Raw genomic sequence first — 26,179 nt, 5'->3', positions numbered from 1 at the left:
ATAAACTTAAATACTTAACCATTCTAGCGGGCTAAATAAAGCGCTAACTGCTTTATAAATTTTTCATGCAGAACAACTACATGTCAAAATTTCTGCCTTGTTATCACTGTATTTACCTGTCGCTATAAATGGTCAGTAACTTAACACGATTGGTATTAATATTTTTAAATTAAATACAAAATTAAGTATTTGAGCGCTATTGTAAATAACTAACACGGCTGGAGTTTTCTAGCCCACAGCCGTGAAGCTTATGTTAAGCTGCTGTTTTTGCTTTCGCCGTTGCGGCAGTTGTTAGCTTATCGATCGAGGCGATATCTGCGGAGTTAATTACTTTTTGAGTTTCTGACCAATGCAGTAACTCAATTCGGCCATTTTCTTGCTCAACTAACGCAGTGCAATTTTCTATCCAATCACCATCATTACAATAAACAATGCCATCAACAACTTTTAATTGTGGATGGTGGATATGGCCGCAGATTATCCCATCAACACCTTGTTTTTTGGCTTCATGGATTGCGGCATTTTCAAATGCTTCTATGGCTTCTCGGGCTTTGTGAACACGCGCTTTGATCCATGATGCAAGTGACCAATAGTTACCACCATATAAACGGCGTATGCGGTTAGTCCAACGATTTAAAAATAACAACAAGTCATAGCCCGCATCACCTGCAATACTAATTAACTTGTTATACCGCGTGGCGGAATCAAAATCATCACCATGAACGAGTAGAAAGCGTTTATTGGCTTTGGTGGTGTGGATAAATTGCTGATGAACTTCAATACCAAATAAGCTGTTATTGACGTATTGCCTAAATGTTTCATCATGATTGCCGGGAATATAAATTACGCGCGTTCCTTGCTCGGCCATAGCTTGAATGCAGGCTAATACTTGATAGTGACTGGGGTGCCAAAAGAAGTTTCGCTTCATTGACCACAAATCAACAATATCGCCCACTAAATAGAGGGTTTCACATTCAATACTATTTAAAAAATCGAGCAGGTAATCAGCTCTACAATCTTTATAGCCTAAATGTACATCGGAGATCCAAACGGCGGGATAGTGCTTTTTATCGCTTTTTTCGGTATCGTTCATAGGTATTTACTCACGGTGTAATAACAACAAAGTTAAGCAACTTAAATGACGTTTATACGACTGTTTGACTAAACATCTATGACAATGAATAAATGGACTAGACAATGACCATGATAAAAAATATCGGCTTAACATTATTGGCAGCTACAACAGGACTTGGTTGTCAGCTTGTTACCCCCGTTAAATTACAAGTGAATGGTTTAGAGTTTGAAAATGTCGGCACATCAGCGATGACAAATGTGCAACTGAAAGTTGGCCCAGCAGGTAACCAGGTTTCATGTAGCCTCATTGAGCCACAAAATAGTTGCGGTACTGGTTTTCCGTCAAAATGGTACAGTGGTGAGGATTTAACCGTTAATTGGCAGCAAGACGGGCGAAATTATACTCAGCAGCTAGTGTTAGAGTATGCGCAATTTGATGATAGTACCAAACACTACCGTGTGATTGTAAAACTTAGTAGCGTAGGAAAGATAAACGCTGAAATTTTACCGTTTACTCTATAAGGCTCTTGGTATTGAGTGTTATAAAATAAAAAACCGCATTTAAGCGGTCTTTTATTAAGCTATTGCTGTCATTATTAAGCGTTGATAGCCGCTTTTATAGCTGCAACTGCTGTATCGATATCAATCATTAGCTTTTCACCGGTACGACGGTTTTTAAGCTCAACTTTGTTTTCGTCAAGGTTGCGCTCGCCAATCACTAAGGTAAATGGCACACCAAGTAGTTCCATGTCGTTAAACATAACACCAGGGCGCTCTTTACGGTCGTCAAATAACACGTCTAAACCTGCACCTTTCAAACCATCATAAAGGTTGTTTGCGATATCAGGAATACGATGCGATTTATGCATATTCATAGGCACAATAGCAATATCGAATGGTGCGATTGGTTGTGGCCAAATAATCCCGTATTGATCATTATTTTGCTCAATAGCAGCGGCTACAATGCGTGATACACCAATACCATAACAACCCATGGTCATAATTTGGTTTTTGCCTGATTCACTCAACACACCGGCTTTCATCGCTTCTGAGTACTTAGTACCGAGTTGGAATATATGGCCCACTTCAATACCACGTTTAATTTGTAAGTGACCTTGGCCACATGGGCTAGGATCACCTTCAACAATGTTACGTAAATCGGCAACTTCATAGCCTGTGACGTCGCGATCCCAGTTAATGCCGCTGTAGTGTTCGTTATCTTTGTTTGCGCCTGCTACAAAGTCGGCCATCACGTTAGCCGTTCTATCAACAATAATTGGCATAGTTAAACCAACAGGACCTAATGAACCAGGTTTTGCACCAATAGCGGCAACGATGTCTGCTTCGCTGGCCATTTCAAGTGGTGAGTCAACTAATGGGTGTTTCTCAGCTTTTAACTCGTTGAGTTCGTGATCGCCGCGTATAATTAATGCTACTAAGCCACGCTGACCGTTTTCGTCTGGCGTGCCGTAAACAATCAGGGTTTTTACGCCGCGATGAGGTTTTACACCATAATGCTTTTTAAGCTCTTCGATGGTTTTAGCGTCAGGCGTTGGGAATGCTTTTAATTCTTTTGTTGCAGCAGGGCGCTCTTCGCTAGGCGCTAATGCTTCAGCTTTTTCAATATTGGCTGCGTAATCGCTACCATCGCTAAAGGCAATGGCATCTTCACCTGATTCGGCTAGAACATGGAACTCATGCGATACGCTACCACCAATTGAACCTGTATCAGCTATAACTGGGCGGTAATCCAAGTTTAAACGCTCAAAAATATTGCAGTATGCTTTATGCATTGCTTGATAGGTAGCGTCTAAACATTCATCAGTCAGGTGGAATGAGTAGGCATCTTTCATAGTAAATTCGCGGGCACGCATTACACCAAAACGAGGGCGGCGTTCATCGCGTACTTTAGTTTGTACTTGGTATAATGTCAGTGGTAGCTGTTTATAAGAGCTGACCTCTTTACGCACAAAGTCGGTGATCACTTCTTCATGGGTTGGACCAAGTGCAAATTCGCGATTGTGACGATCGGTAAAGCGCATTAATTCAGGACCAAATTGCTCCCAACGACCTGATTCTTCCCATAAGTCAGCTGGTTGAATGACAGGCATCAGCATTTCAATTGCACCTGTTTTATCCATTTCTTCGCGAACGATGTTTTCTACTTTTCGTAACACGCGTAAACCAGAGGGCAACCAAGTATAAAGACCTGACGCTACACGACGGATCATACCCGCTCGTAGCATTAATTGATGTGAAACGATTTCAGCATCAGACGGTGTTTCTTTCAGTGTTGCGAGTATATATTGACTGGTACGCATGGTTATTTCCGATAGTTATAAAGTTATTATTTCAATAAGCGCTAAGTTTAGCAGCGGTTGCTTTTACACTAAAGCGCTAAGTGTATTTTTCTAGTTTTTTTCTATACTGCTGACGTAGTTATGGCTGTCATTTACCTGCCAACGAATATTAAAATCATACAATGTCATGCCATAACTTTGTTCGCCATCATACTGCTTTTTGTAAGCTGGGCGCGGATCTTGTTTTAATACATTACTGATAAAGTCTTGCAGCTCGGGATAGCTGTGCTGTTTTGCAATAAAATCCAAGCTTGCTTGGCTAAATTCAACGGTCATATCGGTTTCTGGGCGAGTATCGGCAAAACCTGCTGTAGCTTCAATCATCGCATCTGAATATGGCAAGTAAGGTTTAATGTCTAAAATTGGTGTGCCGTCGAGTAAATCTATGCCAGCCAATAATAAACTTAACTGACCATTTTTATATTCAATGCCCTCTAGTTTGACAGCACTCATACCGATTGCATTTGGTCTAAAAGTCGCGCGAGTAGCAAATACGCCTTTGCGCTCGTTACCACCAAGTCGTGGTGGCCTCACCATTGCTGAATAGCCTTTGTCTGCGGTTTCATGAAAACGAAAAAGTAGCCATATATGGCTGAATTCGTCTAACCCACGCACAAACTCTTCACGGTTAAAATCTGCTGTGAATACCAATTTAGCTTTGGCCTGTGGCACTAAGCGAGGTTGACGGGGGATGGCAAATTTTTGTTTATAAGGAGAGTGTATATGGCCGATGGCCGTCAGTTGATAATCGCTCATGGGACTCAATTACAGTGAAAGATATGTCATTCTAACCGCTAACAACAAAAAAGGCAGCTTGAAGCTGCCTTTACGGTCAAATAACTTGTGATATGAGTGTGGACAGTATCTAGAACATATACTGGAATGATACAGAGGCGACATCCATTTCTGGGTCAAAGTCATCTTCTAGTTCGTAGCGTTCATACTCTAAACGCACTTGCATATTTGTGGTAAATGCGTATTCGATACCGGCACCGTAGAAAACGTCGCCACCACTTTGATCAGCGGAGATCTCGCCAATAGCAGGAAGATCGCTGGTAACTTCAGCATCCCACTCTAGCCAACCACCTTTAGCGTATACAGAAAAGCTTTCTGTAATAGGGGCAGCTAAACGAGCGGCTAATGATACACCATCAACTTCGGCGTAACTGTCGATATCGCTTACTTCATCAAAGTTTTGATAGGCAAGCTCTAAGCTCAGGTACTTATTAAATTGCGTACCGACATAGCCTTTGAGCATTTGTGAATCATCGTCGAAATCGATGTCGTTTTCAGAGTCTTCAAACTGAAATGAATATTGGCCGTAACCAATACCTGTGTACACACGTGGGTAATCCATGTTCGTGGTGTCTGCTTGGGCTACATTGTTGAAACCAAGTAATGCCAGTGAAATTGCAGAAAGTGAAATTGCTTTAATCATTTAATAGCTCCTTTACAAAATAAAAATAACGCAATTTAGCGTTGGTTTAGTTCATTTCATTTTATATATAGCATTGTCCGTGCCAGTCGGTTTTTGTTTAAATAATAAGCATAAAGTGCTGTTTTTAGGCGGGAATTCATACAAATGGGTGCTATCTAAGCACCCATTCAGTTTCGTCAGAGAAATGATTTCTCACTGCTATGTAGATTTTACGCAGCGAGCAAAGTTATGGGGTTATGGTTCTGATTTATGCAAGAGTGTTTCGGTTTCAATAGCAATTTCTTTCATTTTAATTGCATAGTTTTCGATTTTCTTATCTTCATCGCTGACGGCTGTGTATGCAGGCACGGCAACGGGGTAACCGGTTTCATCCATGGCAATAAAGCTTATTACGCAGTGATTGGTTTCAACGAGGTTACCGGTTTTTGGGTCGCCACAGCGTACCTGAATAAAAATTTGCATACTGGTTTTTCCGGTATGAGCAATTTTTGCTTCAACCTCAACAATTTGACCAACGAGAATAGGGCGCCTGAACTTAACACCCGCAACAGAGACGGTGACACAGTAACGACCACTCCAACCCGCTGCACAGGCATAACCTGCTTGGTCAATCCATTTCATGACCACGCCCCCATGGACTTTACCACCAAAGTTAACATCAGTGGGCTCAGCTAAAAAACGAAATATAACACTCGACGACGGCATAAACTTACTCATAGTTATTAAACAGTTATTATTGAGCATAGCGCAAAAAAGGGGCCGAAGCCCCCTGCAATTTAGGATTTGTTTAAAATTAAAAGTAATTACATATTCGGGTAATTAGGTCCACCAGCGCCTTCTGGTGTCAGCCAAGTAATATTTTGGCTAGGATCTTTAATATCGCAGGTTTTACAGTGCACACAGTTTTGCGAGTTGATCACAAACTCATCTTTACCTTCAATCTGCTGAACTTCATACACGCCAGCTGGGCAGTAGCGTTGAGCTGGCTCATCAAACTTAACTAAGTTAACTTCAATTGGAATAGCCGCGTTTTTAAGTTTTAAATGGCACGGTTGTGATTCTTCATGATTAGTATTAGATAAAAACACCGATGACAGCTTATCAAAGCTTAATTGACCATCAGCTTTTGGATAACTAAGTTGTGGTGCTTGGCTTTTATCAACCAAGGTTGCATAGTCAGGGGTGTTGTCTTTAAAGGTAAACGGTAATCCACCGCCGAATAAATTTTGATCTAGCGTATTGTAAGCGCCGCCCAAAAACTTACCGAGTTTATGCATTACTGGGCCAAAATTACGCGATTGGTGTAATTCTTTATACGCCCATGATTGTTCAAATGCGTCGCTGTAATCAACCAAGTCAGTATGCTGTTGCTGGTTTTCAAGCGCGGTAAAAATAACCTCAGCAGCAACCATACCTGATTTCATCGCTGTATGATTACCTTTTATTTTGGCAAAGTTTAGTGTGCCCGCATCACAACCTACCAGCAAACCACCCGGGAAGTGCATTTTTGGTAATGAATGTAAGCCACCTTTAGTGATTGCCCGAGCGCCATAAGCAATCCGTTCGCCACCTTCAAGTACGTCTTTAAAGATAGGGTGATGTTTCATTTGTTGAAACTCATCAAACGGGCTCAAATGTGGATTACTGTAATTAAGATCAACAATTAAGCCAACCACAACTTGATTATTCTCGCTGTGGTACATAAAGGAGCCACCGTTAGTATCGCCAGTTAATGGCCAACCCGTGCCATGCACTACGGTGCCTTGTTTGTGTTTTGCAGGATCAATTTGCCAAATTTCTTTAAAACCTAAACCATAGTGTTGAACTGATACATCTTTATCAAGGGCAAACTGGTTGATTAATTGCTTCCCTAAATGACCACGGCAACCTTCAGCAAAAACGGTGTATTTAGCTCGAAGCTCCATACCTGGCATAAAGCCGTCTTTTTCATTGCCGTCGGTATCAAGGCCCATGTCGCCGGTGACTATGCCTTTGACGGTGTCATCTTCAATAATGAGCGAGTGCGCGCTAAAGCCAGGAAAAATTTCAACCCCAAGGTTTTCAGCTTGCCCTGCCAGCCAACGGCACACGTTACCCATCGACACAATATAATTGCCGTCATTATGAAATGTTTTCGGGGTTGCAAAATGAGGGATTGCCGTCGCTTTATTTTTGTTATTAAACCAATAAATTTCATCATTAGTTACTTTAGTTGTAACGGGCGCCCCTAATTCTTGCCAATTAGGCAGTAACTCATCAAGTGCAGTGGTTTCAAATACTGCGCCAGATAAAATATGAGCGCCAACTTCAGAGCCTTTTTCAACCACGCAGATCATACATTCTTGATCTTGTTGTTGAGCTTGCTGCGCTAATCGGATCGCAGTAGAGAGCCCAGCAGGGCCTGCACCTACGATGACGACATCAAATTCCATGGTTTCGCGTTCGACCATAATAACCTCTTGTGTGTGACGGAGCCGTACCTTTGACTAAGGCCATTTCATACTTGCAAATGAAACGTTACAGGCTGTGAATAGTTTAAGGTTATTTTAGGTTGACGTTTACGTCAACAGGAAGTAGTCTGAATTCATAAAATAAATAGGTTGACGTACACGTTAGCTTGTAGGTTTAAATAATTATGGAGTTCCTATGAAAGTTCTCGTTCCAATAAAAAGAGTCATCGACTACAACGTAAAAGCACGCGTTAAGGCAGATAACAGCGACGTTGATCTAACCAATGTAAAAATGGCACTCAACCCATTTTGCGAAATAGCCATTGAAGAAGCTATTCGTCTAAAAGAAGCGGGCACTGCAACCGAAGTCGTTGCTGTAACCATTGGCACTAAAGCATCGCAAGAACAATTACGTACTGCGCTGGCACTCGGCGCAGATAAAGCCATTCATGTTGAAACGGACGAAAAGCTAGAATCACTTCACGTTGCAAAGTTACTTGCCAAGATTGTAGAGCAAGAAAGTCCTGAGCTAGTGATTTTAGGTAAGCAGTCAATCGATTCTGACAACAACCAAACCGGGCAAATGCTGGCTGCATTGACAGGCCGTGGGCAAGGTACATTTGCTTCAAAAGTAGATGTTAGCAATGGTACTGTAAATGTGACGCGTGAAGTAGATGGCGGCTTACAAACGGTGGCGTTAAAACTGCCAGCCGTTGTGACAACTGACTTACGTTTGAATGAACCACGCTATGCGTCATTACCTAATATTATGAAAGCAAAGCGTAAACCGCTTGAGGTGATTGCAGCAGACAGTCTAGGTGTTGATTTAACACCACGCATCCAACTTGTTGCAGTGAATGAGCCTGCTAAACGCAGTGGCGGTATTATTGTTGACGACGTAGCGCAGTTAGTTGATTTGTTAAAAACTCAAGCGAAGGTGATTTAAATGAAAACATTAGTTATTGCTGATCATGATAATGGCGTTTTAAAGCCTGAAACATCAAAAACGATTAATGCGGCGCTAAAGCTTGGTTTTCCTGTGAATGTGCTCGTCGCTGGTGAAAGTGTTGCACCGATGAGTGAACAGATTGCCAGTATCGAAGGTGTGAATAGTGTACTTATCGCAGATAACAGTGAATATGCTCAGCAATTGGCTGAGAACATTGCAGATTTAGTGGTATCACTGGCTGCTGACTACTCTCATATTGTTGCCAGTGCGACCACAACCGGTAAAAACTTTATGCCGCGAGTGGCTGCTTTACTTGATGTTGCACAAATTTCAGAAATTATTGATGTGGTTGATGCCGATACCTTTAAACGACCTATTTATGCTGGTAATGCCATCGCAACTGTAAAATCACTTGATAGTAAAAAAGTCATCACTGTACGTGCAAGTAGCTTTGATCTGCAAGGTACGCAAGCACCGGCTGAATGTGTCACGATTGATGCGGTATTTAGCAGTGAATTAAGCAGTTTTGTTAGTGTTGAGCAAACTGAATCTGAGCGCCCAGAATTAACCGCTGCACATGTGGTGATCTCAGGTGGCCGTGGTATGCAAAACGGTGAGAATTTCTCATTATTGCATGGCATTGCCGATAAACTTGGCGCTGCAATTGGTGCATCACGCGCCGCGGTGGATGCGGGCTTTGTACCAAACGATATGCAAGTAGGCCAAACAGGTAAAATTGTTGCCCCTAACTTATATATTGCCGTTGGTATTAGTGGTGCAATTCAGCATTTAGCGGGCATGAAAGATTCAAAAGTGATAGTTGCAATCAATAAAGACCCCGACGCGCCGATTTTCCAAGTAGCAGATTATGGCTTAGTCGCAGATTTATTTGACGTACTACCAGAGCTTGAACAAGCGCTCTAATCTACCTTATTCTGGTTGTTAAAAGCTGTTGTGATTGGTTCGCTGATCACGCAGCTTTTTTTCTTTTTATGGCTTCTTTGCACAAAATATCAGCTCACGCTAAGCTATTGCTGTTAATGACTAGAAATTTACAGCTAAAAAATGAATAATCAGCGGGTTACCTTATAAGCATCTTAAATTTATTCAAATACGTTGAGACCCAGCAGTGAAAAGCAAAGAGATCCGCAATTTTTATATAAATGAAGAGCAGTCGGTCTATTTGCTTTCTCACCACGATGCAAAGAAACATCGTCAATGGCTTAATATCTGCATTAAGCAGCTAACTAATTTAGGCTATCGAGAGGTCGAAATGATCGGCTCTGGTGCGTTTGGTTTTGTGTTTGCTGGGCTTGATCATCAAAAGCTACCTTGGGTGTTTAAGTTCTCTCGTATTACTCTTGCACAAAGTGTGCGTGATCGTCTTGAAGATGAAGCATTTATGCTCTCGCAAGTTGATAATCCATTAGTACCTAAGTTTTATGCTTTTGAGCGAATAAAAAAGCAGGGCATTTTAATGATGGCCCGTGCTATGGGTGAAGACTTAGAAAAAATATCGCTCAAGAAGGGCCGCTTTAGCGCAGCAGCGATCACCGATCTCGCTTTAAAGCTTCGCAATGTACTGATAGATTTACGTAGTCATAAAAATGGTTTAAATCCGCAGCCAATTGTTCACGGCGATATTAAACCTTCAAACTTAGTCTGGGATGAAACAAGCCGTGGATTATCGCTGGTGGATTGGGGCAGCTCTGTTTACGCACAACTAGATAGTGACGCAAATCCAATAGCCAGTAATATTATGGATTTAATGTCGGGAGATATTAGTACCACGAATGCCCGTATGGGCGATGTGTACTTTATTGGTGATGAACAAATGTCGGGCGCCAAATCCTCCCCCCGTTTTGATGAACAAGGCGTTGCATCGACTCTTTATGCACTTGCCTCAGCACAATCATGTCGTTTTGGTGCGCAAGTGATCCCCGCAAGTTCGCTGGGTTTACCTATGGAGCTGGCAAAAGTGATTGACGGCATGTTGTCAAAGGATAAAACTATCCGCGATGGCGCCGGCGATTACTTTATGCGCAATATGCCTAGTATGGCAAAAGCGTATTTACCAGAATTAAATTTAGCGGATGATATGAGGGCGCAGATCCCATTTTGGTTTGGCAACGCTGATGAACTTCCAGATACGGTGGTATATAGCTCGCGAAAACAGTTTTTACGCCAAGCCGATCATAAGCAGCAATTACTTGATGTAAATGATGCGCAACTTGACCGTTATTATAAAGAGTTTTTGTTTGATACCGGCGATACCGAAAAAGCCTTTTTAGCTTCAATTAGTCGTTTGGCAAAATACCCCGTAGTAGGGGGATTGAGTTTCCATTGGAAAGAAGATTCTTTATTTATTGAATCGTCACTGATAATGCATGACGAAAGTTTAGGGTCAGCTTTTACCCAAGCAATTAATAATACGGTAATGTTAGCTCAGGGTATTAGCCAAAAAGGCTTATTTAAATGCTGTTTATTTGATGCTCGAAAAACGATTCAATTAGAGCGCGATGGCACAGGGGCATTTAAATTTGAACAACTCCCCGAGCTTGATTATGAAGTGATGAACTTAGCAAGCTCAGATGTTACGCGCCCGCATTCATACTTTGAAGACGGTAAAGATCCCGATGAACAACTGCAGCTACCTAAAAAAGTCATAAAGTGTGTATTTGAACTAAATCAAATTCATCACACCGGCTGCATTATTTTTGAAGCTCTACCTGATAGAATGAAAATTCACCATTACTACCGCCTGCTTGATGCCAGTAAAGAAGTTGAATTTAAACGCTTGCTCAATAAGCTCATGCAATATGCGGTCAGTATTACCGATGTAGGGGTTGCTGGGTTTATGAAGTTACCTTACAAAAACACCCGTGAATTTGGTTTATGTGATAAACAACCCGAATTATTCTTTCCGAAAGATCCTAAGCGTTATGACGCTTAATAGTTAAAGTATTATTAAACGAGGACAGCGATGGCAAAAAATAAGCCTGAGATCACCTTACAAAGTTATGGTATTTATAGTCATTGGGACTCATCGTCAAAAGAGTTACCTCAAATTCAATCTTTTACTAATAAAGTACCCGCTAAACTCGATATTGAATTTGGTTTAATTGTTAATATAAAAAAAGCCAAAGGCGAAAAACTCCACTATTGCATTTACCACCCAGATATACCTGATACTGATGGGCAGGTGATGCCACCGTTTGATGGTTTTGAATATGTTAAAGATAACGACTGGCACTTTTACCTAGGCGATACCTTGTGGGAGCCAATAGCCAATAAAACTGGTGATTGGCGTATGACGATAGAGCTAAACGGTAAGTTAATAGCCGATAAGACATTTACAGTATTTGAGCAAGAGTCTATGTCTGAAATAGAATTTTGGCAAAAGCGCGGCTATTGATATTTTTATAGTAAGCAAGCTTAGGATTTTAGCTAATGCGTATTTATATATGGTACGTTATTATTTTTCTCCTAAATTTAATTAAATGACACTATAAATCGCATTCGCTTACACGGAGGTTTATTTACATGAATATTTTTTTAATCGTTGCGGGCACATTGAGTGCTATTGCTGCAATCCTGCATTTAGGCTGTATTTATTTTGGCGCACCTTGGTATCGATTTTTTGGCGCAGGTGAGCAAATGGCTCAGCTGGCTGCGCAAGGTAATATTCAGCCAACGCTAATAACTTTGGCTATTTTTATTGTGCTTGCAACTTGGTCATTGTATGCCTTTTCTGCGGCAGGGCTTATTTTAAAACTGCCTTTAGTGCGCTTGGTGCTGATACTAATAACAACAATATATTTAGTTAGAGGGATTGCTGGCTTTGTTCTTATTAGCTCACCAATGGGGCGCTCTCCTGAGTTTTGGGGTTGTAGTTCTGTTATTTGTTTATCTTTAGGTGTTATACATTTGATAGGGCTAAAGCAGCAATGGCACAGCCTGTAACGGGTTAATAAAAGCTTCCTGCAAAAAAACGAGGCAGAAATCATGCCTCGTTTAACATACCTCGTCAGTAATCCCCTTAACCGGCTGCTAACTCTTTGCGGATGATCTCTGCGCCTGCTGTTAATGCATTGAGCTTGCCTCTGGCAACTGCGCGAGGAAGCGGTGCCATACCACAGTTAGTGCAAGGATAGAGTTTGTCTGCATCTACATATTGCAGGGCTTTACGGAGCGTGTTGGCGACTTCTTCTGGCGTTTCTATGCTGTTGGTTGCAACATCAATGGCGCCTACCATTACTTTTTTACCACGAATAAGCTCAAGTAATTCCATTGGCACATGCGAGTTATGGCACTCTAATGAAATTATATCGATATTAGATTGCTGCAACTTTGGAAACGCTTCTTCGTACTGGCGCCATTCTGAGCCTAAGGTTTTTTTCCAATCTGTATTGGCTTTGATACCGTAACCGTAACAAATATGCACGGCTGTTTCGCATTTGAGACCTTCAATGGCTCTTTCTAAACAGGCAATTCCCCAGTCATTTACTTCATCAAAAAACACATTAAACGCGGGCTCATCAAATTGGATTATATCAACACCGGCGGCTTCTAACTCTTTGGCTTCTTGATTCAGAATTTTGGCAAATTCCCAAGCAAGTTTTTCTCGGCTTTTATAATGGTCATCATAAAGTGTATCAATCATGGTCATAGGGCCTGGTAGTGCCCATTTTATTGGCTGTTTGGTTTGGCTGCGTAAAAACTTAGCATCATCGACAAAAACCGGTTTTATACGACTAACAGGACCAACTACTGTAGGCACACTAGCATCATAGCGGTTACGAATTCTCACTGTTTTACGGTTTTCAAAGTCTACGCCATTTAGGTGCTCAATAAAGGTGGTGACAAAGTGTTGGCGGGTTTGCTCACCATCACTAACAATATCAATACCTGCATGTTGTTGTTCGTGTAAAGAGATGCGTAGTGCATCGTTCTTACCGTCAGTTAATTCATCACCTTGAAGTTTCCAAGGTGACCAAAGCGTCTCTGGCTCTGCAAGCCATGTTGGTTTTGGCAAACTGCCTGCAGTGGATGTCGGTAATAGAATTTTGTTTGTACTGGTTTTCATAATTAGTCATGCCGTCTTTATAATTTAATTTTAATCGCGATCAAGCTTTATGCTTAGGCGTAGCTTGCAGAGAATTGCTCAAGCACAGTTTGGTATGGTTTTATAAAATGCTGCTCTGCAAATTTGCCTTGTTCACTTGCTAGTTTGCTTCGCTCTTCGCGGTCATACACAATTTGTGTTAATGAGTGATCTAAGTTCTTTAAATTGGGTTGATAGTATTTACCCGCCACTGCATTGGCATTATAAATTTCTGGACGATAGATTTTTTGAAACGTTTCCATCGTACTGATGGTGCTGACTAACTCAAGGTGAGTGTAATCATTCAATAAATCGCCAACAAAATAAAATGCAAGCGGTGCAACGCTGTTTGCAGGCATAAAATAGCGAACCTGTAAGCCCATCTTTTTAAAGTACTGTTCAGTTAAAGAGCTTTCATTTGGCTGATATTCAACGCCTAATGCCGGGTGATGATTCTCAGTGCGATGATAGGTTTTGTTATCTGACACACTTAAACAAATAACCGGTGGTTTTTTAAAGTGCTGCTTATATACATCAGAGTTAATAAAGTATTTAAATAGTTTGCCGTGCAACTCACCAAAGTTATCAGGGATACTAAAGCTTGATTTCCCTTTATTGTGGGCCTGTAGTAGTACGCTAAAATCGTAATCTCTCACGTAGGAGGAAAAGTTATTGCCAACAATACCTTCAATGCGTTTATTTGTTTGATGATCAACGATATTGGTTTTTAATACTTCAATTGATGGGAAGCTGTCACCACTGCCTGCAATATCCATATCCACAGAAATAATTTCAAGCTCAACAGAATAACGGTCGCCTTTAGGGTTATCCCAATGGGCTAGGGCATTAAAGCGGTTATCAATCATTTTTAAAGCGTTGCGCAAGTTAGCTTGACGATAGCTGCCTCTAGCTAGATTAGCAAAGTTAGTGGTGATACGTGTACTTTGTGCTGGCTGATAGTTTTCATCAAGACAAATGCTTTTAATAGTAAATTTAAAATCTGTATTCATCGTGTTCGAGTATCCATATTTAGTTTAAAACGTGAGCCTTGCTCAATGTTCAAATTCTTTAGCTAGTAAGCTAACTATGAGTAACTCGTTAAACAGAACAACTATTTTCCTAGAGGCGTCATAACACTATGTTGCTCTGTGTAACGTGTAAGCGTTGAGGTATTTATACGTTGATCGGTACATGAAGAAAAACGGTTTAATTTCACCTAAAACATGAGCCATATTCATGGGCATTAAAGTGACTTCTATTTGGTTGTAAATTGTGATCGATATTATCTAAAAACATAAATGCTAAATTAGCCATCTAAAGCTCTAGATGTTTAACTTGTATTTATTTCATTTAAAACATGAAGATTATTCAGGGCTTATCTAAGTCAAAAATATAATTGGCCAAGGCTTATATTGATATACTGGCACTTATGTAGTGAGTTAGCCGCAATCGCCTGACAGCTTGTTATTATTGTTCAGCAGTAGGGTGATAGCTTCTGTGAAAGCTCACTTAGCCGCTTTATAACTGCTTTCATCTAGGATGATTGCCCTGAAAAAAAGAGAATAACGGAATGAATGAATTGCTCGTGTTAGTTGTGTGCTGTGCGTTATTAGGCAGCGGAGTGGGGTTTTTAGCTGGTTTACTAGGTATTGGTGGTGGCTTGGTTATTGTGCCTGTATTGAGCATTATTTTACTTCACTTTAATGTGTTACCCCCAGAGCATGTTGTTCTTGTTGCAATTGCTACTTCATTAGCGTCAATACTTTTCACCTCAACGTCATCGGCAATTGCGCATCATAAAAACGGCAATGTACCTTGGGAGCTTGCCCCTTGGGTAATGACAGGAGTCGCGCTTGGTGCACTAATTAGCGGTTTTTTGGCAGCATTATTACCGGAAAAAACTGTTCGAATTGTGTTTGCAGTTACTGTGGTGCTGATTGCGATTAAAATGTTTTTCAGTAGTAAAGGGAATACAACACAAGAGCGTACACTGCCTAATAAAGGCTTATTAACTATTTTAACAACCCTTACGGGTGGTGTATCTGCAATGATAGGTATTGGCGGTGGCGCGTTGCTCGTGCCTTTATTAACCTTCTTCAGCGTAAATATGAAAAAAGCCATTGGCTGCGCTTCTGCTTGCGGTATCGTGATTGCGTTATTTGGTTCAGTAGGTTACATCAGCTCAGGCATCACGACGTACACACTTGCTGATGGTTTCGCTGGCTTTGTCTATCTACCTGCATTGTTTGGAATTATTTGCACATCTTGGTTTACCGCGCCATTAGGGGCCAAAGCCACTCATTACCTACCAGTGTCATTGATAAAAAAAATCTTCGCTACTTTATTGTTAGCAACCGCTGTGAAAATGATCCTGTATTAATAACAAATCTCTATTTATGCTTGTTACCAGTTTTGATGATAAAACTGGTAACGATAGAAGTTTTATCATTTAGTGGTTACCTCAAAGCGTGCAATAAGGCGCTCGAGTTCAGTTGCACTTCTATCTACCGAACTTGTGCCTAAGCGGACATCATCTAAAGAGGTTTGTAATAGAGAACTTATTTGATTAACTTGACGCGCACTTTGCAATTGTTCTGTGCCTTTTTGGTTTATATCACTTAAGGTCGCTAACATATGATTTAAAGTAACATTAAGCTGTTTATCATCATGTACTATATCTTGCGTAGACAACATATCTTGTTCAACACTTTGCATACTGGCTTGCATTATTTCCACTGACTGTTTGGCACTGTCTTGAATTTTACTAATCAATTGGCTAATTTCAGTGGTTGCTTCTGCAGTTCTGCCAGCAAGATTTCGCACTTCATCGGCAACGACAGCAAAACCTCGACCTTGTTCACCTGCTCGGGCTGCTTCAATAGCCGCGTTTAATGCTAATAAATTTGTTTGATCGGCCACTTGGCTTATCATGCCAACCACAGAGCCAACATTATTCACATGACTATGTAAGCCATTAATTGTTTTTGCTGAGCTATCTATTGATGTGTGTATCCCTTGAGTTTGTTGCCTGATGGTTTGAAAACGCTCAACACTTTGCTTTGCAGCGGCCTCTAAATTATCACGAATATCTTCAACTTCATTGGTAGCTCCTTGGATATTTGCAAGTTGGATCTCTAATCGTTTTAGTAGTTTTTGCGTTTCAGCAAGTACGATGTTGGCATTGTTACTAAATTCATCTTGTTTAGTCACAAGCACAGTTTTGGCTTCGCGTACTTCTTGCGAGACCTTGATCACTTTACCGACCGTCCTATCTAAACTGTCTATAAAACTATTTGTCCAACGTCCTAATTCACCGGTTTCATCATTTGGCAAACGGGTAATGTCTAAACGCTGCTTTAAGTTTCCACCACCTTCTGCGATCCCCCTGATCACATCCGTCATTTTTTGCAAGCGTCGCGCTAAGCGGCTAGGTCCTCGTTTTGCGAATAAGACACTGGATGCAATTAAAGATGCTGCAGCAATACTTAATGAGGTAGACCAGCTGAGTCCGAACACTTCATGACATAGGGGGGCGATACTAGCGACAACTGCATTAATAATAGTATGCAGGGTAACAAGGTTAAAACTAATAGACCGCCCTCGGTAAACTTCTTCTAAATCACCTTCACACATCATTCCCCAGTGATCGTGAGAGCCTGGAAGAGTAAAGGTGATGCCTTTGCCAATAACAGGGATATGTCGATAATCAGAGTAGCCAGGATAGTTTACAAATAAGTTTTGCCCTTGGCGGATTGTTTCTCGAACGCCAGGGTGCAATTGTTTAGTTGCAGGATCGGTAAAGCGCAATTCTAATTCTGTGTGTTCCTTTATTTTTATAACACCCCAGTTTGTTTTAACGCCATCTTTTAAATTATCACCAAGCGAAAATGTTCGGTCTTCAAATCGAGAGCGAGAAAGTGCTGTGCCTGGTGTGATCGAATTATCAAAATTTGCTTTGACCATAAACAAATAGTTATCACCAGAGTCTTGATAAATATGGCCTGCCTCACGTTGAATTAAATCCCCGATCACATCGTTTGGAATTCGTGCACATAAACAAACTTTATGGTTATTGGCTAATTCAATCGGCAAGTAAAACATTAAGGTAACAGCATCATGAAATTTAGATGAGCGTGGGCCTAATGTTTTAGTTAATGGGTCGCTGTATGGGCCATGTAAAAAACGTTCTTTAAATCCAGCTGTAATAGCAGCTTTAGATAAGTTATTTTGTCCAACATGTGCACTATGGCTTGATGCGAGTACGTGCCCTTGTTCATCAATAGTAAATAGTTCTGTAATGTCATTAGATTGCTTTAGTTTATTTACTAAACTAGCACTGTCTAAATTATTCTCGGTTAAGTGAACTTCGTTGGCAATAGTGGTTAAAAAATGCCACTGGCTATTTGTCCAATCAAGTAGCAATTCAAGTCGGGTATTTGCGATGCCTTCAAAGGTATTGCGAATAAATGTTGTTCTATGACGATTTAAATAGCAGGCTATACCTAATGCTATTTTTCCATTGCTGCCAAAGTAGGGTAACCACGACAGTTCTTTATTACTTAAAAACATCGATACAGACTTCACCTATTACTCCTTTATAAATCAGTGCAATAGACGTAAAGCAAGAAGTTGACCATGTATATAAATTAAGTAGAAATTACAGGAAATGCTGCTAATACAACAATTACTATCTTATAAACTTGTTATTTATAGATGATTTATAAATTAATTGGTGAAGATGAAAGTACACTCGCACTATTTTGGTGCTTCGCGTGTATTTCTGCACTGTTACAGAGTAAATAGTATGAATGAAGGGGAGTTTAAAGGGGATTGCAGGAAGGCAGAGACAATGTATAACGCAAGCACTGAGTTGTTCATTGTCTCTGTTGTGTGTTAATTACCCCAAGGGTTACTCGCACTTGAGCGCTGTTTGCGGGTTCGAGCACGATCTTTCGCTTCTTTTTTTGCTTGAATGCGCTTGGCATCACTAAAGCTAAGTTCACAAGGCTCGCCAGGTTTATGATCTTCAGGAATAACACGGTCGCGAGGTGGTAACTGATATTGAACATCATCAGGCTTAGGTAAATTTTTTAGGCGATATAAGTAAAAATTTTCAACTTTATCTTGTGCCCATTGGGTTTTACGTAAAAATTTAACAGCAGATTTAATATCAGGGTTATTTTTAAAACAGTTTAGCTGTAGATAAGCATGTAACAGTTCCCACCCATATTGATCAACTAACTCTGATACAACTTGCTCAAGTTTTACACCTTGCAATGGGTTATTGCTGAATAAATCTTCATTACTCATGATTACACTCTTTTTCTAAAATCTGTTAAAAGAATTATAATTTTTATCACGCTAATTTGATACAACAAAATACCTAAGTAGTTTGTTTATGCAATTTACATTTGTTTTCTTTATCGGTAATATACCTAGGCTTTGTATAAAGCGCTGGCATGATGCCACAGCATTGGATGATGAATTTAAGGAATAATATACATGGGTCTTTTTAATAAAATTAAAACACAAGCGACAACAATTGGTTCAAATATTAGCGAATCAACATCTAAGTTAAGCTCAGATATGAGCACCTCAATGAAAGAAAATTCAAAATTATCAGCGATCCGCTCGGAAATCACCTCAATCGAAGGACAGTTGAATATAAGCTACCAAGATATTGGTAAAAAGTACGTAGAAAACTTACTAGAAAACCAAGGCCAAAACGTCGAAACAGTTTTGCAAGAAGCGCTGAATCGTATTGAACCTTTGCTTGAGAAAAAAATTGAGCTTGAAGATGAAGCAATTGAAATTGAGAAAAAACTCAAAGATCAAATCATCATTCAAGAGAAAGCTATTTTCCAAAAAGAATATGATCAAGAAAAAGAGAAGCTTGAAAAAGCGGTGAAACTTGATGTAATTTCAGAACAAGAAAAAGAGCAAAAATTAGCTAAAGCACGCTTAAAACTAGATAATTTTGACACTATCCGCAAAGTTAAAAAGCAACATGAAATGGGTTTGATTTCAAAAGAAGAAATGAAAGATAAACTAACAAGTCTAGGTGCTTAGTTATATAACAACTAAAGCTTCTTCTATAAGAAGCTTTAGTTGCTCATTTTACAGCTGACAATTAACCACTACACGGCCACGAATATTACCGGCCATGAGTTCATTAGCAGCGTTAACCACATCGTCTAAGTTAATTTCAGTTGATATTTTATCTAAGTAACTTTGTTCAACCAATTCTCCTAAGCGTTGCCACGCTTGAATTCTGTCAATTTTAGGGCGCATTACACTGTCTATGCCTATTAATGAAATACCACGCAGAATAAAAGGGGCAACGGAAGCGGGGAAATCCATACCTTGTGCTAAACCACATGCAGTAACAACACCGCCATATTTTAAAGAGGCACAAACATTAGCAAGCGTGTGGCTACCGACAGAATCGATGGCTGCAGCAAAGCGTTCTTTAGCAAGCGGTTTACCTGGGGATGATAACTCTGAGCGGTCAATTACTTGTGAAGCACCAAGTTGTTTTAAATGATCAGTTTGATCTACTCTTCCTGTGGCAGCAACAACGGTATAACCTAATAAATTAAGTAAATACACCGAAAAGCTTCCGACACCACCGTTAGCACCCGTTACTAAAATATCTCCTGAGTCAGGTGTGATCTCTTGTTTTTCAAGGGCAATGATACTGAGCATTGCTGTGTAACCAGCAGTGCCAATTTGCATCGCTTGTTTAGGTGTTAAGGTGGCAGGGAGGGGGATCAGCCATTCATCTTTTAATGACGCTTGCTGAGCAAGGCCTCCCCAGTGTTTTTCGCCGACACCAAAACCGTTCAATAGTACGAGTTGGTCTGTGTTGAACTCACTTGAATGACTCGTTGTGACTTTACCTACTAGATCAATACCTGGCACCATTGGAAATGAACGCACAACAGGTCCTTTCCCGGTGATCGCTAGGCCATCTTTATAATTTAAGGTGCTATACAAAACATCAACCGTTACATTATGCTCGGGTAATTCGCTGTGGTTAAGTGTTTGTAATGATGCAGAATAAGTATCATCACTATTGGTTATTACAAGCGCTTTAAACTGTGTGTTCATTATGGCTCCTTTTAGACCGATCGTCTTTTAATTGGTAAATAAAAACGCATTGCTTAATTATCTTAGTAATGCGCGTAAAAACATTTCTGTATATAAAATCAAGGGTTGAGCATTTTTAGTGAGCTTAGCTCGCATTACTGCTCCCTCCCAGCCGATCCAAAAAAACTCACTCATTTGCTGTGTATTGACGCTGGTGGCTATAACGCCTTCTCGCTGAGCTTGCTCTAAACAGGTTTGGACAAGTTGTTGCCATGCTTGATAGCTGCTCAGTAGCTTATTTTTAAATTCATCGCTGAGGTGATTGAGCTCTTGATTTAAATTACCAATGAGACAACCTCGATTAAAATCATATTTGTCCATTCCTCGAGCGGCACTTTGGGTAAAATTAATAAGTCGCTCTAACTGAGGAACATCATCTTGTTCTAAGTAGCGGCGAAGCTTAGCAATAAAATAATCATTATAGGCATCGATTACGGCTAAGCCATAGGCATCTTTATTATTAAAGTAGTGGTAAAAAGAGCCTTTTGGCACGCCTACTTTTTTTAATATAGTATCAAGCCCAGTTGCACTGAAGCCAAATTCTGTAAGTGTTTCGACCCCAGTTGAGATAAGTAATGCTTTAGTGTCGGCATTACTGCGAGCAACTTTTGGTGGACGACCACGACGTGGTGGATTTTGATTATTATTTAGCATAAACACATATTAGACCGATCGTATTTATTTATGCAAGGATTAATTTTTATACACCGCATAAAAAGTAGTGCATGTTTTGCCCAAAAGACGATGTTGATGCATGCAATCAAATGAAAAAATAGTTCTAAAATTAAACTGCTTTACTATTAATGAGTTGAAATAAAGTTGTCATAATTACATTTTTTATAGGAACTTCACCTATAAATGGTAGTCACAATTAAGGCAGGAAACTGCGTGTTAATGATTAAATAGTCGTAATTTTTTTGTACAGAAATAGGTCGCACAGCAGTTGGTACGACCACTTTACTTTTTTATATGTTAATTCATTTTTGCATCAGTAGCTTAGTTAAAGTCAATTTATTTAATTGCTTTTGTGATTTGAATTTAACAGTTTTATTAACTATTCATTAATTGTAGATGAAATAAACGCTACAAATATATAAATATAAAAGGTGAGGATTTACCTATGAAGAGACAGAAAAGAGATCGGTTAGAAAGAGCTCATTCTCAAGGTTTTAAAGCAGGTTTGGCTGGTCGGTCTAAGGACCTATGCCCTTATCAACAAGTAGACCCAAAATCAGAGTGGTTAGGTGGTTGGCGCGAAGCGATAGAAAATCGCAATATGTATAAAACCTAATTTTCATGTTTCGAATTTAAGCAAAAACGCCGCTGTATGAAGCGGCGTTTTTGTAACATTACACTTTAATTAAAATGCACTGGTATCTTGGAATAAGCCAACTTTTAAATCTTTTGCTTCATAGATTACACGGCCATCTACTTCAACCGTACCATCAGCCATACCCATGAATAATTTACGTTTTATCACGCGTTTCATTGTTAAACGATAGGTCACTTTTTTAGCTGTTGGTAGAATTTGACCGGTAAATTTAACTTCACCCACCCCTAATGCACGACCAAGACCGGGGCCACCTGACCAACCAAGGAAAAAGCCAACTAATTGCCACATTGCATCTAAACCAAGACAGCCAGGCATTACCGGATCACCTTTAAAGTGACAGTCAAAAAACCATAGATCTGGGTTGATATCTAATTCAGCAATGATTTCACCTTTACCATGCTCACCACCGTCATCAGTGATTGAGATGATACGATCCATCATTAACATATTGTCACTTGGTAGACGACAATTGCCTTCACCAAACATTTCACCTTGACCACACAGGATCAAATCTTCTTTTGTATAGCTATTTTTAGGTTCCATAACACTTATCATCGCTTAGAAATTGCCCCGTACTTTAGCGTACACTTGTACGCTAAACAACTCGGAGCAGTTAAAAAAATAATTTTTTTGCATGAAATTACACCGCTTAGGTGAAGAACATGCTAATTACACGATTTAATCGCGCAATTAGGAGCAAAAATCATTATAATTACCGTGATTTTTTAACCAGTATAAAGGAAGTTTATGATCCTTTTTGTTAACGCACTTACCGTAATTGATTTTTCTTATCTTTGTAACAAACGAGGCGCAGTAGGTGAAAGCTGGATTGTTGATTTAACCTTGCATGGCAAGTTAAATGAAGAGTCTATGGTGCTCGATTTTGGCTTAGTTAAAAAGCAAATTAAAGGGATTATTGACCAATGCATAGATCACAAATTGGCTATTGGTAATAAAATTAATGGCTCTATCGAAAACCATGGTGATTATACAACACTAGATTGTACGTTTGGTGATGACCACCATTTAGCAATGAGTGCGCCTAATCAAGCGTATTGTTTAATTGATGCCGAGGTTGTAAATGAGCAATCAGTGATTGAATTTTTAATCGCGACGATTATGCCGCAGTTACCAAGTAACATTGATAAAATTGAGATTGAATTAAAGCCTGAACACAGTAAGAGCTTTTATTATCACTATAGTCATGGTCTTAAAAAACACGATGGGAATTGCCAACGCATCATTCATGGTCATCGTTCGCAAATTGGTATTGCACTTGATGGCATGGCGATGCCGCGCTTACAAAAACAGTGGGCTGATAAGTGGCAAGATATCTATTTAGCAACCGCTGAAGATCAAGTTTCAACAAGCCAGCTGCAACATATTACTGCAACTGAAAATGACCTGTGTTTTGCGTATACTGCGGCACAAGGTTATTTTGAGATGGCGATAAGTAAAGCCCGTTGTGATATTTTACCGGTTGATACAACGGTAGAATGTATTGCAGGTTATTTAGCAGAGCAGGTTAAAGCTCAGCACCCTGATAGTGATGTCAAAATTACAGCCTATGAAGGGGTTGCAAAAGGATCGATTTGTTATGCGTAAGTTATTAGCACTGTCGTTCTTTGCCACAGTGAGTTTTTTTACTGATGCAGTTGAATTGCAAGGTCATTTAACGCAAGGTGGCTTAGTTACTGGCAAGATTGAAGGTGTTAAATCAATCAGCTTTAATGGCCAAGCATTAAAAACCACAGAGCAAGGCGAATTTGTTTTTGGTTTTGGTCGTGATGCTGAGTTAACACATAAGTTAACGTGGGTAGATGCATCTGGCACTGAGCACCAGCAAGCGATTGTAATCACAAAACGTGATTATAAAATTGATAAAATTACCGGTGTAGCAAGTAAGTATGTATCGCCCCCTAAAGAGGTCAGTGAGCGAATTAGTCGCGAAGCGGTTGCTGTAAAAAATGCACGAAAAATTGATTCTGACCTTCGATACTTTTTAGACCCTGTCTATAAACCGGCTGAAGGTCGTATCTCTGGCGTATATGGCAGCCAACGCTACTTTAACGGTGAACCACGTCGTCCACACTTCGGCTTAGATATTGCGAACAAAACCGGCAGCCCTGTGTATGCGCCAGTAAGTGGCACAGTAGTATTTGCCGATAGTGATCTTTATTACTCTGGCGGCACACTAATTTTAGACCACGGGCACAGTGTAACGTCTACATATATACATTTAAGTAAACTCGATGTAAAAGTAGGGGATACCATAAAGCGTGGTGATAAAATTGCCGAGATTGGTGCCACAGGCCGTGTAACAGGGCCGCATTTAGATTGGCGTTTTAACTGGAAAGGCGAAAGGCTCGATCCTGCACTTATGATGTTAGACACATTAGCGAACAAAAAGTAGAGAACATGACAACACAAGTAAACCGTGAAGAAATAATTGCTCAACGTATTAAAGATTCAACCACCTCGGTGACTAAAACTGTTTTTCCTGGGCGTACAAATCATCACAACACCTTATTTGGTGGCGATGCTTTAGCATGGATGGATGAAGTTGCATTCATTGCAGCAACCCGTTTTTGTCGTAAACCATTGGTAACTATTTCATCAGATAGAGTTGATTTTAAAGAAGCCATTCCTGCTGGTACTTTTGCAGAGTTGATTTCAAAAGTTGTTCACGTAGGCAATACCAGCTTAAGAGTAGATGTAGAAATATTTTTAGAAACCATGCACACAGATGATAAGCACTCAGCAATCACAGGCAGTTTTACGTTTGTTGCGGTTGATGATAACCACAGACCAACGCCTGTTGTTTGCGATAAAATGATCTATGGTTTTTAATTAACAATTATAGAAAAGAAAGCACAGCAATGTGCTTTCTTTTCTAATTAATAAGAACACATCATACTATATTTAATCAAACTTAATACTTAGCTAACGTGGAAAACTAATAATTATTCACCAAGTAGTGGGCGTTTGCTTAGTGAGTTACAGCACCATGGCTGCAATCCAGCCAAATATGAGCAGTGGAATATTAAAATGGATAAAAGTAGGCACTACCGAATCCCAAATGTGGTCATGTTGACCGTCTGCATTTAATCCAGAGGTTGGGCCAAGTGTTGAATCAGACGCAGGAGAGCCAGCATCCCCTAATGCACCAGCAGTGCCAACCAACGCGGCAGTTGCCATAATTGAAAAGTTCAGCTCTAAACACAAGGGGACAAACAAAGTTGCGATAATTGGCACGGTAGAAAAAGAACTACCAATGCCCATAGTGATCATTAAACCCACTAATAGAATAAGTGCAGCGGCTAAAGGTTTATTACCATCAATCACTAATGCAGCGCTGTGTACTAAGCTAGTTACATCGCCTGTTGCTTTCATCACGGCAGCAAAACCTTGGGCTGAGATCATAATAAAACCAATCATCGCCATCATAGCCACGCCTTTACTGAATACGTCGCTATTTTGCTCCCACTTAACTACACCAAATAAACTAAAGATCATAACCCCAACTAAGCCGCCTAAAATCATAGAGCCACTAACATTTTGAGCAACTAAAGAGGCTAGTACTGCAGTGACTCCAACAAGTAGTACTTTTTTGGGTTGTTCAACTGCAATACTTGTAGCCTGTTCATCTAGTTCGTCTTGGTGATACTCCCGACGTTTTCTATAGCTAATAAATACCGCAATAAGTAAGCCAGCTAACATACCAAAAGCAGGGATGACCATCGCTAATGGTACTTGGCTATTAATAATATCAAGGCCATTATCAACAAGGTTTTTATGTAAAATTGAGTATAAATATATCCCACCAAAGCCATAGGGCAATACCATATAAGATGTTGCTAAGCCAAAGGTTAAAATACATGCAATGGCGCGGCGATCTAATTTTAATTTATTAAATACAATTAGTAACGGCGGGATCAAAATAGGAATAAAGGCAATATGCACAGGCACTAAATTTTGGGATGAGATTGCACAAGCTAAAATAATAAACAAGATGAAGTAACTGAGGCTAGTTTCGCTATTTGCACTGTTATTATTAACTTTTGCTAATAATTTTGCCGCGAGTATCCGGGTCAGTCCAGACTTTGAGATTGCAACTGCAAACGCGCCTAACATCGCATAGCTTAGGGCAATTTCTGCCCCACCAGACAGGCCAGCATTAAATGCATCAAGAGTATCAGTTAAACTTAAACCCGCAGTTAAACCAGCGACTAAAGCACTGAGCGTCATGGCTACAATGACATTAACCCGCGCTAAAGTGAGTCCCAGCATTAATAACACACCGATCACAACTGCATTCATAA

Annotated in this window: 26 protein-coding genes; 12 read left to right on the top strand and 14 right to left on the bottom strand. The window is 40.1% G+C overall.

Annotated features, from left to right (window positions below):
* Nucleotides 1-253: 253 nt before the first annotated feature.
* Nucleotides 254-1,093, bottom strand: a complete 840-nt coding sequence (locus CWB85_RS14470) for a UDP-2,3-diacylglucosamine diphosphatase (protein ID WP_138555274.1) — start codon at nt 1,091-1,093, stop codon at nt 254-256.
* A gap of 104 nt (nt 1,094-1,197) precedes the next feature.
* On the opposite strand from CWB85_RS14470, the gene CWB85_RS14465 reads away from it, so the two are divergent.
* Nucleotides 1,198-1,596 carry a DUF3304 domain-containing protein gene (locus CWB85_RS14465; protein WP_171039020.1) on the top strand — a complete coding sequence of 133 codons (399 nt, stop codon included), beginning with the start codon at nt 1,198-1,200 and terminating at the stop codon, nt 1,594-1,596.
* Between the two features lie 74 nt (nt 1,597-1,670).
* Here the strand turns inward: CWB85_RS14465 and CWB85_RS14460 are convergent, their stop codons facing one another.
* The 5 genes from CWB85_RS14460 to CWB85_RS14440 all read right to left on the bottom strand — a co-directional run bounded on the left by CWB85_RS14460 (nt 1,671) and on the right by CWB85_RS14440 (nt 7,322).
* Nucleotides 1,671-3,395 carry a proline--tRNA ligase gene (locus CWB85_RS14460; RefSeq protein WP_138555272.1) on the bottom strand — a complete coding sequence of 575 codons (1,725 nt, stop codon included), beginning with the start codon at nt 3,393-3,395 and terminating at the stop codon, nt 1,671-1,673.
* A gap of 90 nt (nt 3,396-3,485) precedes the next feature.
* Nucleotides 3,486-4,190 carry a tRNA (N6-threonylcarbamoyladenosine(37)-N6)-methyltransferase TrmO gene (gene tsaA, locus CWB85_RS14455; RefSeq protein ID WP_016707205.1) on the bottom strand — a complete coding sequence of 235 codons (705 nt, stop codon included), beginning with the start codon at nt 4,188-4,190 and terminating at the stop codon, nt 3,486-3,488.
* Between the two features lie 109 nt (nt 4,191-4,299).
* On the bottom strand, nt 4,300-4,872 hold the full coding sequence (locus CWB85_RS14450; protein ID WP_016707204.1) for an outer membrane beta-barrel protein: 573 nt from the start codon (nt 4,870-4,872) through the stop codon (nt 4,300-4,302).
* Nucleotides 4,873-5,106: 234 nt separating this feature from the next.
* A complete protein-coding gene (locus CWB85_RS14445; RefSeq protein WP_029216019.1) occupies nt 5,107-5,577 on the bottom strand; it encodes an acyl-CoA thioesterase in 471 nt (156 codons plus the stop codon).
* A gap of 98 nt (nt 5,578-5,675) precedes the next feature.
* Entirely contained in the window at nt 5,676-7,322 is a 1,647-nt protein-coding gene (locus CWB85_RS14440; RefSeq protein ID WP_138555271.1) for an electron transfer flavoprotein-ubiquinone oxidoreductase, read from the bottom strand.
* A gap of 196 nt (nt 7,323-7,518) precedes the next feature.
* On the opposite strand from CWB85_RS14440, the gene CWB85_RS14435 reads away from it, so the two are divergent.
* The 5 genes from CWB85_RS14435 to CWB85_RS14415 all read left to right on the top strand — a co-directional run bounded on the left by CWB85_RS14435 (nt 7,519) and on the right by CWB85_RS14415 (nt 12,234).
* On the top strand, nt 7,519-8,268 hold the full coding sequence (locus CWB85_RS14435) for an electron transfer flavoprotein subunit beta/FixA family protein (protein WP_016707201.1): 750 nt from the start codon (nt 7,519-7,521) through the stop codon (nt 8,266-8,268).
* On the top strand, nt 8,269-9,195 hold the full coding sequence (locus tag CWB85_RS14430) for an electron transfer flavoprotein subunit alpha/FixB family protein (protein WP_138555270.1): 927 nt from the start codon (nt 8,269-8,271) through the stop codon (nt 9,193-9,195).
* A 205-nt stretch (nt 9,196-9,400) separates the two neighbouring features.
* Complete coding sequence (locus CWB85_RS14425; protein ID WP_138555269.1) at nt 9,401-11,224, top strand: protein kinase domain-containing protein; 1,824 nt, start codon at nt 9,401-9,403, stop codon at nt 11,222-11,224.
* 30 nt (nt 11,225-11,254) lie between these two features.
* A complete protein-coding gene (locus tag CWB85_RS14420) occupies nt 11,255-11,686 on the top strand; it encodes a DUF3859 domain-containing protein (protein ID WP_016707198.1) in 432 nt (143 codons plus the stop codon).
* Nucleotides 11,687-11,814: 128 nt separating this feature from the next.
* Nucleotides 11,815-12,234 (top strand): hypothetical protein, encoded by a 420-nt coding sequence (locus tag CWB85_RS14415; RefSeq protein WP_138555268.1) that lies wholly within the window; start codon nt 11,815-11,817, stop codon nt 12,232-12,234.
* Nucleotides 12,235-12,310: 76 nt separating this feature from the next.
* Here CWB85_RS14415 and CWB85_RS14410 read toward each other — a convergent pair whose 3' ends face one another.
* Both CWB85_RS14410 and CWB85_RS14405 read right to left on the bottom strand, forming a co-directional pair.
* Nucleotides 12,311-13,357, bottom strand: coding sequence for a methionine synthase (locus tag CWB85_RS14410; RefSeq protein ID WP_138555267.1), 1,047 nt, complete (start codon nt 13,355-13,357; stop codon nt 12,311-12,313).
* A 53-nt stretch (nt 13,358-13,410) separates the two neighbouring features.
* A complete protein-coding gene (locus CWB85_RS14405) occupies nt 13,411-14,385 on the bottom strand; it encodes a DUF1852 domain-containing protein (RefSeq protein ID WP_138555266.1) in 975 nt (324 codons plus the stop codon).
* 560 nt (nt 14,386-14,945) lie between these two features.
* On the opposite strand from CWB85_RS14405, the gene CWB85_RS14400 reads away from it, so the two are divergent.
* Nucleotides 14,946-15,755, top strand: a complete 810-nt coding sequence (locus CWB85_RS14400; RefSeq protein WP_016707194.1) for a sulfite exporter TauE/SafE family protein — start codon at nt 14,946-14,948, stop codon at nt 15,753-15,755.
* A 65-nt stretch (nt 15,756-15,820) separates the two neighbouring features.
* On the opposite strand, the gene CWB85_RS14395 is transcribed toward CWB85_RS14400, so the two are convergent.
* Together CWB85_RS14395 and CWB85_RS14390 are read right to left on the bottom strand one after the other, a co-directional pair.
* Complete coding sequence (locus CWB85_RS14395; protein ID WP_138555265.1) at nt 15,821-17,959, bottom strand: methyl-accepting chemotaxis protein; 2,139 nt, start codon at nt 17,957-17,959, stop codon at nt 15,821-15,823.
* Between the two features lie 309 nt (nt 17,960-18,268).
* Complete coding sequence (locus CWB85_RS14390) at nt 18,269-18,685, bottom strand: VF530 family protein (protein WP_016707192.1); 417 nt, start codon at nt 18,683-18,685, stop codon at nt 18,269-18,271.
* A 192-nt stretch (nt 18,686-18,877) separates the two neighbouring features.
* Here CWB85_RS14390 and CWB85_RS14385 point away from each other — a divergent pair, with 192 nt between their 5' ends.
* The gene (locus CWB85_RS14385; RefSeq protein WP_016707191.1) at nt 18,878-19,444 is read left to right on the top strand and encodes a hypothetical protein; all 567 of its coding nucleotides are present in this window, start codon (nt 18,878-18,880) and stop codon (nt 19,442-19,444) included.
* Nucleotides 19,445-19,492: 48 nt separating this feature from the next.
* On the opposite strand, the gene acuI is transcribed toward CWB85_RS14385, so the two are convergent.
* Nucleotides 19,493-20,485, bottom strand: coding sequence for an acrylyl-CoA reductase (NADPH) (gene acuI, locus CWB85_RS14380; protein WP_138555264.1), 993 nt, complete (start codon nt 20,483-20,485; stop codon nt 19,493-19,495).
* 57 nt (nt 20,486-20,542) lie between these two features.
* Nucleotides 20,543-21,178, bottom strand: coding sequence for an acrylate utilization transcriptional regulator AcuR (gene acuR / locus CWB85_RS14375; protein ID WP_138555263.1), 636 nt, complete (start codon nt 21,176-21,178; stop codon nt 20,543-20,545).
* A 466-nt stretch (nt 21,179-21,644) separates the two neighbouring features.
* Here acuR and rmf point away from each other — a divergent pair, with 466 nt between their 5' ends.
* The gene (gene rmf / locus CWB85_RS14370; RefSeq protein ID WP_016707188.1) at nt 21,645-21,815 is read left to right on the top strand and encodes a ribosome modulation factor; all 171 of its coding nucleotides are present in this window, start codon (nt 21,645-21,647) and stop codon (nt 21,813-21,815) included.
* A 69-nt stretch (nt 21,816-21,884) separates the two neighbouring features.
* Here rmf and fabA read toward each other — a convergent pair whose 3' ends face one another.
* Complete coding sequence (fabA, locus tag CWB85_RS14365) at nt 21,885-22,400, bottom strand: bifunctional 3-hydroxydecanoyl-ACP dehydratase/trans-2-decenoyl-ACP isomerase (RefSeq protein WP_016707187.1); 516 nt, start codon at nt 22,398-22,400, stop codon at nt 21,885-21,887.
* Nucleotides 22,401-22,604: 204 nt separating this feature from the next.
* On the opposite strand from fabA, the gene CWB85_RS14360 reads away from it, so the two are divergent.
* Genes CWB85_RS14360 through CWB85_RS14350 form a run of 3 tightly spaced genes read left to right on the top strand, consistent with a single transcriptional unit; the run spans nt 22,605 to nt 24,707 of the window.
* The gene (locus CWB85_RS14360; protein ID WP_138555262.1) at nt 22,605-23,462 is read left to right on the top strand and encodes a 6-carboxytetrahydropterin synthase; all 858 of its coding nucleotides are present in this window, start codon (nt 22,605-22,607) and stop codon (nt 23,460-23,462) included.
* Nucleotides 23,455-24,270, top strand: a complete 816-nt coding sequence (locus CWB85_RS14355; RefSeq protein ID WP_016707185.1) for a M23 family metallopeptidase — start codon at nt 23,455-23,457, stop codon at nt 24,268-24,270. Before CWB85_RS14360 ends, CWB85_RS14355 begins: the two co-directional genes overlap by 8 nt.
* Nucleotides 24,271-24,275: 5 nt before the next feature.
* A complete protein-coding gene (locus CWB85_RS14350) occupies nt 24,276-24,707 on the top strand; it encodes an acyl-CoA thioesterase (RefSeq protein WP_016707184.1) in 432 nt (143 codons plus the stop codon).
* Between the two features lie 147 nt (nt 24,708-24,854).
* On the opposite strand, the gene CWB85_RS14345 is transcribed toward CWB85_RS14350, so the two are convergent.
* Nucleotides 24,855-26,177 carry a Na+/H+ antiporter family protein gene (locus tag CWB85_RS14345; protein ID WP_138555261.1) on the bottom strand — a complete coding sequence of 441 codons (1,323 nt, stop codon included), beginning with the start codon at nt 26,175-26,177 and terminating at the stop codon, nt 24,855-24,857.
* Nucleotides 26,178-26,179: the final 2 nt, after the last annotated feature.

The organism is Pseudoalteromonas sp. S1727 (genome assembly GCF_005886375.1).
GTDB lineage: Bacteria > Pseudomonadota > Gammaproteobacteria > Enterobacterales > Alteromonadaceae > Pseudoalteromonas > Pseudoalteromonas haloplanktis.
The sequence above is the reverse complement of the archived record's forward strand: the minus strand, read 5'-3'. Positions and strand labels throughout refer to the sequence as shown.